Source organism: Paenibacillus sp. 01T443 (genome assembly GCF_056398325.1).
Map to the genome: position 1 here is coordinate 1 of NZ_JBFTPE010000092.1, position 367 is coordinate 367.

The 367-nt window shown below is 54.2% G+C and carries 1 protein-coding gene; it reads left to right on the forward strand.

Going from position 1 to position 367, the window contains the following annotated elements:
• The coding region (locus tag AC1DLI_RS34440) for a pentapeptide repeat-containing protein (RefSeq protein WP_477610233.1) at positions 1–367 on the forward strand (367 nt) is incomplete at both ends.

Sequence of the window (367 nt, forward strand, 5' to 3'; positions counted from 1 at the left end):
CAAGGACGATGAAACAGCGTTTAAGATAACCATTGAAAGTATCGGTGACATTGAGCAAACGGTACGGGAGGTCGCTAACCTCTCCCGCTCACTGGAGCGGCAGGTGGTGACGAACTTTAGCGCGAGTAACCTGTCGAAGAGCGACTTTGCGGGCGTTACCGCGCATAAGGGGAAATTTACATCAAGCGCGCTGCGAGGCTCCGACTTCACGAACGCTGACCTGACTGGCAGCTCGTTTGCCAGCAGCGACGTTCGAGATGCCCGTTTCGACGGCGCAAACCTGACCGACTGCAACCTGTCCGTCCTTGACCTTACGAATGCGAGCTTCAATAAATCCATCCTTGTGAGTACCAACTTCAGCAAGTCG